Genomic DNA, 12,094 nt, shown 5'->3' with positions numbered 1-12,094 from the left:
ACCCGCACACTACCTTCGCCCGATGACAGGCGAATCCGGCCCGGCCCGGCCGGCCCCGAGGGACCGTGCGCGGCCGCCGACGTGGCTATCCGGTGGCGGCGCTGCCCCGCTCCCGGAGCAGGAAACGCTGGATCTTGCCACTGGGGGTCTTCGGCAGGCCCAGGACGAAATGCACCCGCCGCGGGTAGGCATGTGCGGCGAATTTCTTCTTCACCAGGGTCTGTAACTGTTCTTCCAGGGCGGCATCCGCCGCGACCCCGTCGCGCAGCACCACGAACGCTTCCAATACCTCGCCGCGGAGTTCGTCCGGCAGGCCGACCACCGCGGCCTCGGCCACGTCCTCGTGCATGACCAGCACGCTTTCCACCTCGAACGGGCCGATCCGGTAGCCCGCCATGATGATCACATCGTCGTCGCGGGCCGAGAAATGGAAGAAACCGTCGGCGTCGCGTGATCCGGCGTCGCCGGTCAGGTACCAGCGGCCGTCCGCGGTGTAGCGCTGCGCGGTGCGTTCGGGTGCGTCCAGGTACCCGAGGAACCACTGCAGCGCGCTGTGCTGGGTGTCGATCGCGATCCGGCCGACCTGGCCGGCGGGTACCTCGGTATCGGCGTCGTCGGCGAGCACCGCGCATTCCCAGCCGGGCAGCGCCCTGCCCATCGAACCGGCCGGGGCCACCGCGTTCAGGTCGTCGTGCCAGGCATTGCAGATCACCATGCCGTGTTCGGTCTGGCCGTAGTGGTCGCGGACCGCGACCCCCAGCGCTTCGGCCGACCACGCGACCACCTCCGGTGTCAGCGGTTCACCGGCCGAGGAGGCCCGCCGCAGCCGGACCGGCCGGCCCCCGGAGCCCGCACGCAACGCCCGGTAGACGGTCGGCGCGGCCGCGAAGTTGGTGACCCCGAACCGGCGCAGCACCTCCCAGGTGAGCTCCGGGGAAAAACCGGCGTGCAGCAGCAGGCTCCGGGTGCCCGACACCAGCGGGCCGAGGATGGCGTAGTAGAGGCCGTAGGCCCAGCCGGGGTCCGCGGCGTTCCAGAAGACGTCGCCGGGGCGGACATCGAGCGCGAACTCCTGATAGGCGTGGAAGGACGCCAGCGCGCGGACCGGAATCGGCACGCCCTTCGGCGTTCCGGTGGTACCGCTGGTGAACAGCTGCACGAGCAGACCGTCCCCGCCGACCGTCACCGGCGCCACCGCCGCGCCGGCCGACGGCAGTTCGTCCATACGCAGTGCGCCCGGGAGATCGGTGGCGCCGGCGACGATCGTCTGCCAGGGCGGGTCGACGGGCATATCCCCGCCCGGCGCCAGCTTGCCGGCCTGGTCCGGATCGGCGATGACCAGCGCGGCACCACTGGCCTGCAACCGGAACGCGATGGCCGGCGGGGCGAAGGCGGTGAACAGCGGTACGTGCACCGCGCCGCGCCGCCAGATACCCAGCAGAACCACCACGAGGTCCGCCGATTTCGACATCAGCGTGGCCACTCGGTCGCCCGGCCCGACCCCGAGGCCGGCCAGCGCTTCGGCGAAGCGCTCGGACCGTACGCGCAGTTCACCGTAGGTGAGATCGGCCGCCGAGAGATCGCTCTCGATCACGGTGAACGCGACGGAATCGGCCGGGTGCCGGTCGCAGAGCAGCTCGGCCGCGCAGGCGTCGGCACGGTCGTAGGTGTCCAGCAGTTCACGCACCCGCGCGTTCGGGTCGGCACCCATCTCGCATCTCCTCGGTCGTCGATCCGGTGTTGCAATAGGATGTAGGTCACAGTTTGTCGGCACTACCCCCGAAAAGGGGTGAAAGCTCCATGACCACTCCTCCCGCGTTGTTACGCCCCCGCGACGGCGACGCCCTCCGGGCCGAGATCCGCCGGGTCGCGGGCACCACCGGGGTTCCGGTGGTCTTCGGCGGGGAAGTCCAGGCCGGTACCTTGCTGCTCAGCGAGTTCTGCGGGATCCGTACCAACGGCTTGCGTGGTCTGTCGGTACACCGCGCCTCCGGTCTGGGTGGCCAGGTCCTCGATTCCCGGCGGCCGGCGTCGGTGACCGACTACAGCAACGCCCTGTCGATCACCCATCACTACGACGGCCCGGTGCTGAGCGAGGGCATCCGATCGGTGGTGGCAGTTCCGGTGGTCGTGCAGAATCGCTCCCGCGCCGTGCTGTACGCGGCCACGCGCGGATCCGGGCCGATCGGCGGACGCACGGCCGAGGCGCTGCTGCAGGCCGGTCGCCGGTTGGCCACGGAGATCACCATCCGCGACGAGGTGGACCGGCGGCTACGACTGTTGAACGCCGCGGCACCGGCACCCGCCACCGATGGCGCGCTCGCCGAGGAAATGCGGGCGGTCCAGGCGGAACTACGCACCCTTGCCGAAACGTCCACCGCCGACGAGCAAGTACGCACAATTCTGCGCGCACTCGGGGACAAACTGACCCGGGCCCTGTGCGGCGAGCCCGGGCCCGAGGCTCCCCGGCTGTCCCGCCGCGAAATCGACGTCCTGGTACAGGTCGCACTGGGCTGCTCGAATCAGGCGATCGCCCAACGCCTTTCCCTCGGCCCCGAGACAGTGAAAAGCTATCTGCGCAGCGCCATGCACAAACTCGACGCCGGCTCCCGGCACGAGGCAGTGGTCACTGCCCGGCGCTTCCGCCTGATCCCCTGAGCCGGCCACCGGCAACCCGACCCGTCAGCTCGTCGTACCGCTTTGCACTCCCGGTCTCGGGGCCGCCCCACTGCGGCGGCCCCGCGATCCCTGCCCGGCGGCTTCGATCAACTCGGCGGGAAACAACGATGGCGCAAGCAGAGCAGGCTCGACTCGGCACGACCCCGGCGAGCGGCGTACCCAGCGGGGCCGCGCGACGGCGGGTGGATGATCGATCACCTGAACCTGAGCGGGCCGCACCGCCGTGTCGCGCGGCCGCACTACCGCGCGACACGATCGTTCACCCGGGGTCCGGCAGCAGACGACCGCGGTCTCGGCGCGGGTTTCGGGGCCGCATCGGATGCGGTGCCGCACACCCCGGAGCGCCCGCTGGTGAGTCCTGCTCACCCGGCGAATCCCGTTCGGTGTCCGCGGCGCCCCGGCCCGATCAGTTGTCTCCGGGCAGTAGATCCGGGCGGCGGTCACGGGTGCGGAGCAGCGCCTGTTCCCGGCGCCATGCCGCGATCTTGGCGTGGTCACCGGACAGCAGGATCGGCGGGACCTCGAGACCGCGCCAGCTCACCGGGCGGGTGTAGCTGGGTCCTTCGAGTAGCCCGTCGGAGAACGAATCCTGTTCGTGCGATTGCTGATTGCCGAGCACACCCGGAATCAAGCGCACCACCGCTTCGGTGATGACGAGCACCGCGGCCTCACCGCCGATGAGGACGTAGTCGCCGATACTGACCTCTTCGACCCGGACCCGGCGGGCCGCGTCGTCGAATACCCGCTGATCGATTCCCTCGTAGCGACCACAGGCGAAGACCAGATGTCGTTCGCCGGCCCAGCGGGTGGCCGTGGCCTGGGTGAAGGGGGCACCGGCCGGGGTCGGGACAACGAGCAGGGCGTCGTCGGGGCATACCTCGTCGAGGGCGTCGCCCCAGACGGTGGGCTTCATGACCATGCCGGGGCCGCCGCCGTAGGGCGAATCGTCCACGGATTTGTGCACATCGTGGGTCCAGCGGCGCAGATCGTGGACGTCGACCGACAGCAAGCCCTTGTCGATGGCCTTGCCCAGCAACGCGGTGCGCAACGGCTCCAGATACTCCGGGAAGATCGTGATCACGTCGATCTTCACGACGAGCACCTCATTCGGGATCCAGCAGACCCTCGGGCGGGTCGATCACGATCAGCCCGTCGGCGATCGACACCGTCGGCACGATGGCGGTGACGAACGGGATCAGGATTTCGCGACCCCCCTCGGCGGCGCGGACCGACAGCAGTTCACCGGCCGCGGAATGCAGCACCTCGAGGACGGTCCCGACAGCGGTGCCGTCGGTCAGTTCCACGCGCAGGCCCTCGAGTTCGTGGTCGTAGTACTCGTCCGGGTCCTGCGACGGGCCGAGATCCTCGCTGTCCACCAGGAACAATGTCCCGCGCAGGGCGTCCGCCGCACCCCGATCGGTGATCCCGGCCAGTTGCACCAGAAGCCGGCCCGAATGCTCTCGGGCCGACTCCACGGTGAATTCACGGACCTCGTTCGAGCGTGGCGCCCGGCCGCGCAGCGACGAACCGGGCGCGAAACGCGCCTCCGGCTCGTCGGTGCGTACCTCGACGACCAGTTCGCCGCGCACGCCGTGCGATTTGGCGACCCGGCCGACTACGAGTTCCATCTACTGATCGGTGTCGACCACGTCGACCCGGATACCCCGGCCGCCGATACCGGCGACGAGGGTGCGCAGCGCGGTCGCGGTGCGGCCGCCCCGGCCGATGACCTTGCCCAGGTCGTCGGGGTGGACGTGCACCTCGACGGTGCGCCCGCGCCGGCCGGTGATCAGCTCGACGCGGACATCATCGGGATTGGCGACGATACCGCGAACCAGATGTTCCACGGCATCGGCGACGACGACGCTCATTACTCGGCAGCCTCGGCGGACTCACCGGATTCGGTCGCCTCGGCGGCCTCTTCCTTGTCCTTCTTGGCCTTCTTCTTGGGGGTCACGGCCTCGGTGGTGGGCTCGTTGTCGGCGGCGGCCAGCGCGGCGTTGAACAGGTCCAGCTTGGACGGCTTGGGCTCGGCGACCTTGAGGGTGCCCTCGGTGCCCGGCAGGCCCTTGAACTTCTGCCAGTCGCCGGTGATCTCCAGCAGCCGCTGCACGGGCTCGGTCGGCTGCGCGCCGACACCCAGCCAGTACTGGGCCCGCTCGGAATCGATCTCGATCAGCGAGGGCTCTTCCTTGGGGTGGTATTTGCCGATGGACTCGATGGCCCGGCCGTCACGGCGGGTGCGGGCGTCCGCGACGACGACGCGGTACTGCGGGTTGCGGATCTTGCCCATACGGGTGAGCTTGATGCGAACAGCCATCTGCTGATCTGCCTTTCATTGTGGTCACGGCGCAATTCAGCGACTCACGCGGTTCGCGAGCCCGGTTTTGCGAATGAAGTGTGTGACCGCCGCGCGGTACGTAACCGGAGACGGGCTGACACTGTCCGGAAGGACGATCGACCATTCTGCCAGACGCAGGTCCCGGCATCGAAATCGCATCCGCTCCGCCGGGCCGCCGGTGCCCGGCAGCGACCCGTCGATCGGGAATACCGTGACTACCGGACAACCGTACCGCCCGGTGGCGGGCCGTGGTGCGCGTGCGTAGTGTCCGCTGGGTCGCGCTGTCCGCGCGGCGGCAACGATCGGGAGTACGGACAGCGTGTTGTTTCTGAACAGAGTCCTCGCCGCGGCGGCAGCGGCGGTGATCGCCTCGGTACCGGTCGCGATGCCCGCGCTCGCGCAGCAGTCGCCCCAGGCCGGGACGGAGTACGCCCCGACGATGCTGGTACTGGACGCATCGGGTTCGATGCTGGCGGCCGATCCCGGCGGCGGTACCAAGATGGACGCGGCCAAGAACGCCGTCCGCAGTTTCGTCACCGCGGCGCCGGACAACGCGAAAGTCGGCCTCTCCGCCTACGGCACCGGCACCGGTAACTCGGATGCGGAGAAGGCCGCGGGCTGCCAGGACGTGCAGATCCTGCACCCGGCCGAAACCATCGACAAGCCGGCATTGACCGCGGCGACGGATCGGATCGTCCCCCGTGGCTACACCCCGATCGGCGCCTCGCTGCGGGCTGCCGCCGCCGCACTGCCCCAGGAGGGACCGCGCTCGATCGTGCTGGTCTCCGACGGTCTCGATACCTGCGCACCCCCGGACCCCTGTGATGTCGCGCGCGAACTCAGCGCCCAGGCGAACGAGATCGTGATGCACGCCATCGGTTTCGGGGTCGACGATGCCTCGCGCGCGCAGTTGACCTGTATCGCCCAGAGCACCGGCGGCACCTACACCGATGCGGCCGACGGCGCGACACTCGGGCAGGTGCTGCCTCGGGTCAGCGCCGTCGCTCTGCGCAGCTACGCACCGGTCGGGCTGCCCCTGACAGGCGCGCCGGGCTGGCGAGAGGCTCCGGTGGCCGGGCCCGGGCAGTATCTGGACGTGGTCGGGCAGAAGAAAACGCAGTACTACGCCGTGGATGTACCCGACGGTGCGACCGCGTACTTCAGCGGTACGGTGTCGTTCCCCCGCGGCAACGGCGACGCGTCCACGTCGAACAACCGGCTCGATCTGCGGGTCTACGGCGCCGAGGGCCAGGATTGCCACAGCCTGGAAAGCGAGCTGGCGACCCGTTCCATCGACGGGGTGGCGCTGACGGTCAGCAGTGCCTGGCGAGGTGCCGCCGAAGCCGATTCCGGTAGCGCGAGTAGGGACAATTGCCGGGGTGGCGGCCGCTACTATTTCGCGCTCGAATGGGCACATATCTCCGACGGCGCGCCCGCACAGTTGCCGATCGAGCTGAACATCGGCGTGGAACCGGCGGTCACCGACCCCGGTCCCGCGGCGGTGACCCAGCCGGTGGAGTTCACCGCACCCATGACGCCTGTCGTGCCGGTCGTCGGTGGCGGTTCGTTCAATGTCGCGGCGGATCTGCCGGGTACCGGCCGCTACACCGATACCGTCCAGCGCGGCGAGTTCGTCTTCTACCGGGTGAAGGTGGACTGGGGCCAGGGGCTGGCCTACCGGGTGCGGTTCGGCAACAGTTCCGAGGAAGGCAGCGAGTACACCTCGAATATCGCGACCTCGCTCTACAACCCGTACCGTGCCGAACTCGACTCCGACACCAACTCCTACGCGGGCACCGAGAAAACCCTGCCGAGCAACGATCCGGCGCTCGCGACCGCCCCTATCCGCTATCGCAACCGGGAAGAACGCGGCGCGGTCGCCGATCAAGCTGTCGCGGGCTGGCACTACATAGCGGTCAAACTGAGTCCGACGATCCACAGCACCCGCGCCGTCGCGCCGGTGCCGATCGAGCTGGAGGTCGCTGTCACCGGCGAGCCGGAACCCGGGCCGCAGTACGCGGACGGCGATGCCGCGGGCGAGGCGACATTCGGCGAGAACTCGAAGCAGGTGGCCCCCGGCGACGCGGTCGCGCAAGCCGGGGAAACCGCCGATAGTGAGGTATCCCCGCTGGTGTGGGTTGCCCTCGCGGGCGCCGTGGTGGTGGCAGTGGCGGCGTTCGCCGGGGCACTGCTACTGGCGCGGCGCCGCAAGCACTGAGCCGGCGTCTCCCCTGAGCAGGCCGAACCGCTCAGGGGAGACGAGCCGTGCCGCGATCACGCAGGCGATACGGCACCGCGGGCGCAGCTGTCCGCGCACCTGCGCCGCCCGGCCTGCACAACGGGGCGGCGACGTCGCTGCGGTCTACCGCCGGATCACTTGTCCGGGAACTTGAACTTCGAGAGATCGAAGTTCTCCAGCCCGGGCGGCAGCTGGTCGAGACCGGGCGGCATATTCGACAGATCCGGCATACCGCCCCCACCGGGCATACCCGGCATCCCCGGGAACCCGCCACGCATCTTCGGCTGGGTCGGCCCGCGACCGCCCTTCTTGCCCTTCTTACCGCCCTTGCGGTTCTTGCTGCGGCGATTTCCGCCGGGCATGCCCATCTGCCGGCCCATCGCCGTCATCATCTTGCGGGCCTCGAAGAACCGGTCGACCAGCTGGTTCACATCCGAAACCTGCACTCCCGACCCGTTGGCGATACGCAGCCGGCGGGAGGCGTTGATGATCTTCGGATTCTCCCGTTCGGCCGGCGTCATACCGCGGATGATCGCCTGCACCCGGTCGAGCTGTTTATCGTCGACCTGGGCCAGGACATCCTTCATCTGCCCGGCGCCCGGCAGCATCCCGAGCAGGTTGCCGATGGGGCCGAGTTTGCGGATGGCCAGCATCTGATCGAGGAAATCCTCGAGCGTGAGCTCACCGCTGCCGATCTTGCGGGCGGCCTCCTCGGCCTGCTGCGCGTCGTAGACCTGCTCGGCCTGCTCGATGAGGGTGAGCACATCGCCCATCCCGAGGATGCGGCTCGCCATCCGGTCGGGATGGAAGACATCGAAATCTTCGAGCTTCTCGCCGGTGGACGCGAACATGATGGGCGCACCGGTGACGTTGCGCACGCTCAGCGCGGCGCCGCCGCGGGCGTCACCGTCGAGTTTGGTGAGCACGACACCGGTGAACCCGACACCGTCGCGGAACGCTTCGGCGGTGGAGACGGCGTCCTGGCCGATCATGGCGTCGAGGACGAACAGGGTCTCGTCCGGTTGCACCGCGTCGCGGATCCCGGCGGCCTGCGCCATCAGTTCTGCGTCGATACCGAGGCGGCCGGCGGTATCGACGATCACCACGTCGAACTGTTTGGCACGGGCCTCGGCGACGCCGGATTCGGCGACCTTGATCGGATCGGCCGCGGTGACGCCGAGCGCGTTCTCCCCACCGCCGATCGACGTACCGGGATGCGGCGCGAACACCGAGACACCCGCGCGTTCACCCACCACCTGCAGCTGGGTGACGGCACCCGGCCGCTGCAGATCGCAGGCCACCAGCAGCGGCTGATGCCCCTGGTCACGCAACCATTTGGCGAGCTTGCCGGCGAGTGTGGTCTTACCGGAGCCCTGCAGGCCCGCGAGCATGATCACGGTGGGCGGAGTCTTGGCGAGGGTGATCCGCTTGGTCTCCCCGCCGAGGATCCCGACCAGTTCCTCGTTGACGATCTTGACTACCTGCTGGGCCGGGTTGAGGGCGGCCGAGACCTCCGCACCCTTGGCGCGCTCCTTGATCCGGGCGATGAAACCGCGTACCACCGGCAGCGCGACATCGGCCTCCAGCAACGCCAGGCGGATCTCCCGGCAGGTGGCGTCGATATCGGCCGGCGACAGACGTCCCTTACCGCGAAGATCCTTCAGGGCACCGGTCAACCGGTCGGAAAGGGATTCGAACACCTGGCGCGCTCCTGATCTCGAGTGTCATCACTGAGTCCCAGGGTAATGGGAGGTCCCAGCGTAGCGGGCGCCCAGGCGTGACCCGGCACGCACTGTCGGTGCCCGCACTGTACTCGGGAAGGTCGCGGCGCCGGAACCCGGCGCGGCCGGTCAGCCCGGCGCGGGTGTGGAGAAACCGCGCTGATAGTCGTGCTGTTCCACGGCGACGAGATAGGCCGCTTCCCGGCCGGTGAGGCCGAGGCCCCGGGCCAGGGAGTCCAGCTGCGACCAGTCGTCGTCCGGGGGGACGCCGGTGGTCGCGACGGCGGCGGCCACGTTCATGGCCGCCATCGCCTGATCCTCGGTGAGAGTCCGCCCGGGCAGCCAGGTCACCACCCAGTAGGCCTCACCCACACATCGGGCGATATGAGGGGTCATATCGCTGGTCATGATCGACGAAGTCACCACTTGGATTGCCACCGACCTGCTCCCCTCATGAGCGCGACAGCTGACTCCCGAATCGTAGGGGCCGAGGACGGCCCGGCTCCGGATCCGTTAGCAACTGCAGGGCAATCGACGCGCAACGGTGACCTTCGGCACCGTGACCACGCGAAACCCACCGACCCGCCCGGGTGGGGGACGGCCCGGTCAGGTGCGTTCCGGCTCCGGCGGTTTACGCGGGGCCGGGCGCGGAACCTCCGCCAGCACGGCGGTTTCGATCGCGGCGAGCCGCTGCGGACCGCTGTCCTCGCCCAGATCCACGCAGAAGACATCGACGACGAACGATCCCATGGTCACCACCTTGGCCCAGCGCACATCGGCACCCGCGGCCGCCAGCGCCGCGGACAGCCGGCACAGCAAACCGATTCGGTCCTCGGCCCGTAACTGCAGCAGGAACTGGCCGTCGACCGGCGCCGGCGTCCACAGCAGGCGGGGTTCGGCCTGGGCGTAGCGGGCCGCGCCGGGCGTATCGCGTTCCCGCGCGGCCAAAACCGCCCGCACATCGAGTTCACCGGCTGTCGCGCGTTTGAGTTCCTGACGCAGCAGGCCCGCGTCCGGCGGGGCGCCGAAGGTCGGTGTCACCACGAAGGTGTTGATCGCCGAGTTTCCCGCGCCACCCACCGAGGCGGAGAGCACTCGCAGCGAGTGCAACGCCAGGACCCCGGCGGTGTCGGCCAGCAAACCCGGAGTATCCGGGGCGATCACGGTGGCGAGGTAGCTGTATTTACCGTCCCCCTGGGTCAATTCGACATGCACACCGCCGACGGCCGCGCGAGCCAGCAACTCGTCGGGGATGGGTTCGGGTTCGGGGAGTTCCTCACCGGCCATCACGGTGCGGCAGCGGCGGACCAGCTCCCCGATCAGGGTCGCTTTCCACTCGCCCCATACACCCGGGCCGGTGGCCAGCGAATCCGCTTCCGCCAGCGCGTGCAACAGTTCGAGCCGGCGCGGGTCGTGTTCGAGCGCATCGGCCACGTACTGCACCGTGGCGGGGTCGTCGATATCGCGGTGGGTCGCGACATCGGGGAGCAGCAGGTGATGACGCACCAGCGCACTGAGAACCTGCACATCCGACGGCCACAACCCCATCCGGCGGCCGATCTGGGTGGCCAGTTCGGCGCCGACCACACAGTGATCCTCGGTGCGGCCCTTGCCGATATCGTGCAGCAGCGCCCCGAGTGCGAGCAGGTCGGGCCGGGCGACGCGGGTGCTCAGCGCGCTCGCGTAGGCGACGGTTTCCACCGAATGCCGGTCCACGGTCCAGATGTGCAGGGCGTCGCGCGGCGGCAGGTCGCGGACCGCACCCCATTCCGGAAGGAGCCTGCCCCACAGGCCGGTACGGTCCAGCGCTTCCACCGCGTCGATCACCCCGCGGCCGGCGCCGAGCAGGACCAGCAGATCGTTGAGAGCGTCCTTGGGCCACGGTTCGCGCAGTTCGGGGGCGTCCTCGGAGAGCCGGTTCAAGGTGGTCGCCGACATCGGCAGACCGGTCTGCGCGGACGCCGCCGCCACCCGCAGCACCAGGCCGGGATCGCGCTGCGGCCGGGCGTCGCGGGCCAGCACCACCTCCCCCGCGTGTTCGACCACACCCTCGTCCAGGGGCCGGCGGACCGGCATCCGCCGCAAACGGGCCAGGCCTCGGCGGGGTAGCGCGTTACCGGCGGTGCGTAAACCGACATCCACCGAATACCCGACCGTGCGTGCCGCGTCGCTGAGAGTGCGGGCCAGATCGAAACGGTCGCCGATACGCAGCGCCGCGCCGATCTCGTCGGCGTCCTGGGCGCGTAACTGGTCGCGCGACCGGCCCGCGACCCGATGCAGTTCGGTGCGGACATCCAGGAGCCGCCGATGTGCCTGCGCCAGACCGCCGCCCGGTGCGTCCGGCCCCAGACCGGGCATGGCGTCGGTCAGCTGCGCGATGGCCAGCGCGTCCAGCAGCTGGATATCGCGTAACCCGCCGCGGCCGTTCTTGAGGTCGGGTTCGGTGCGGTGAGCGACCTCGCCGCTGCGTTCCCAGCGGGCGCGGACCCCGCCGACCAGTTCGTCGAAGCGGCCCCGGATATCGCGCCGCCACTCCTTGCGGATACCGGCGATGATCCGGTCGCTGAGGTCGGGATTACCCACGATATGCCGGGCGTCCAGCATGCCGAGCGCGGCGACCAGATCCCCGGCGGCCACCTTCATCGCCTGCGGGACGGTGCGCACACTGTGGTCGAGTTTGATGTGGGCGTCCCACAGCGGATACCAGAGCCGGTCGGCGATCTCGGCGACCCGTTGCGGATCCATATCCTCGTGCAGCAGCACCAGATCCAGATCGGAGTACGGCAACATCTCGCGCCGGCCCAGTCCGCCGACCGCCATGATCGCCAGCCCGCTGTCCGGCGTGATCCCGATTTCGGTGCCCTTACCGGTGAGCCACAGTTCGTACAGGTCCACCAGGGCCGAACGCAGGGATTCGGCGTCCAGGCGCGGATGCCGCGGCTGCCCGCCGCCGAGCAACTGATCACGGGCGCGAACCAGATCGGCGGCCCCCTGCGACAGTTCCGCGGATTTCCCCTGCGGTGCGGCGGCCCGCCCGTGTTCCCGCTTCTGCCGGTCCTCACCCAACCAAACCACCACCCGTTCACACAGGCGACCCCGCCCCGACCGGTAACG

Annotated in this window: 10 protein-coding genes; 2 read left to right on the top strand and 8 right to left on the bottom strand. The window is 69.5% G+C overall.

What is annotated here, in order from left to right; all coding sequences use genetic code 11:
• Positions 1–85: 85 nt before the first annotated feature.
• Complete coding sequence (locus ACQEVO_RS05080; protein ID WP_432909336.1) at positions 86–1,711, bottom strand: AMP-binding protein; 1,626 nt, start codon at positions 1,709–1,711, stop codon at positions 86–88.
• Between the two features lie 89 nt (positions 1,712–1,800).
• Between ACQEVO_RS05080 and ACQEVO_RS05075 the strand changes: the two genes are divergently transcribed.
• Positions 1,801–2,658 (top strand): response regulator transcription factor, encoded by an 858-nt coding sequence (locus ACQEVO_RS05075; protein WP_432909334.1) that lies wholly within the window; start codon positions 1,801–1,803, stop codon positions 2,656–2,658.
• Between the two features lie 427 nt (positions 2,659–3,085).
• Here ACQEVO_RS05075 and trmD read toward each other — a convergent pair whose 3' ends face one another.
• Genes trmD through rpsP form a run of 4 tightly spaced genes read right to left on the bottom strand, consistent with a single transcriptional unit; the run spans position 3,086 to position 4,999 of the window.
• Complete coding sequence (trmD, locus tag ACQEVO_RS05070; RefSeq protein ID WP_432909332.1) at positions 3,086–3,772, bottom strand: tRNA (guanosine(37)-N1)-methyltransferase TrmD; 687 nt, start codon at positions 3,770–3,772, stop codon at positions 3,086–3,088.
• A 10-nt stretch (positions 3,773–3,782) separates the two neighbouring features.
• Positions 3,783–4,307, bottom strand: coding sequence for a ribosome maturation factor RimM (gene rimM / locus ACQEVO_RS05065; protein WP_432909330.1), 525 nt, complete (start codon positions 4,305–4,307; stop codon positions 3,783–3,785).
• Positions 4,308–4,550, bottom strand: a complete 243-nt coding sequence (locus tag ACQEVO_RS05060) for an RNA-binding protein (protein WP_030521790.1) — start codon at positions 4,548–4,550, stop codon at positions 4,308–4,310.
• Positions 4,550–4,999 (bottom strand): 30S ribosomal protein S16, encoded by a 450-nt coding sequence (gene rpsP / locus ACQEVO_RS05055; protein WP_432909328.1) that lies wholly within the window; start codon positions 4,997–4,999, stop codon positions 4,550–4,552. The genes ACQEVO_RS05060 and rpsP overlap by 1 nt, the downstream gene beginning before the upstream one ends.
• Positions 5,000–5,342: 343 nt before the next feature.
• Between rpsP and ACQEVO_RS05050 the strand changes: the two genes are divergently transcribed.
• Entirely contained in the window at positions 5,343–7,238 is a 1,896-nt protein-coding gene (locus ACQEVO_RS05050) for a vWA domain-containing protein (protein ID WP_432909326.1), read from the top strand.
• A gap of 155 nt (positions 7,239–7,393) precedes the next feature.
• Here ACQEVO_RS05050 and ffh read toward each other — a convergent pair whose 3' ends face one another.
• From ffh to ACQEVO_RS05035, 3 genes are all read right to left on the bottom strand, one after another.
• Entirely contained in the window at positions 7,394–8,959 is a 1,566-nt protein-coding gene (gene ffh / locus ACQEVO_RS05045) for a signal recognition particle protein (protein WP_432909324.1), read from the bottom strand.
• A 150-nt stretch (positions 8,960–9,109) separates the two neighbouring features.
• Positions 9,110–9,418, bottom strand: coding sequence for a hypothetical protein (locus ACQEVO_RS05040; RefSeq protein ID WP_280401325.1), 309 nt, complete (start codon positions 9,416–9,418; stop codon positions 9,110–9,112).
• 168 nt (positions 9,419–9,586) lie between these two features.
• The gene (locus ACQEVO_RS05035) at positions 9,587–12,055 is read right to left on the bottom strand and encodes a [protein-PII] uridylyltransferase (RefSeq protein ID WP_432909322.1); all 2,469 of its coding nucleotides are present in this window, start codon (positions 12,053–12,055) and stop codon (positions 9,587–9,589) included.
• Positions 12,056–12,094: the final 39 nt, after the last annotated feature.

The sequence above is a fragment of the Nocardia sp. CA-290969 genome, assembly GCF_050936135.1.
GTDB lineage: Bacteria > Actinomycetota > Actinomycetes > Mycobacteriales > Mycobacteriaceae > Nocardia.
The sequence above is the reverse complement of the archived record's forward strand: the minus strand, read 5'-3'. Positions and strand labels throughout refer to the sequence as shown.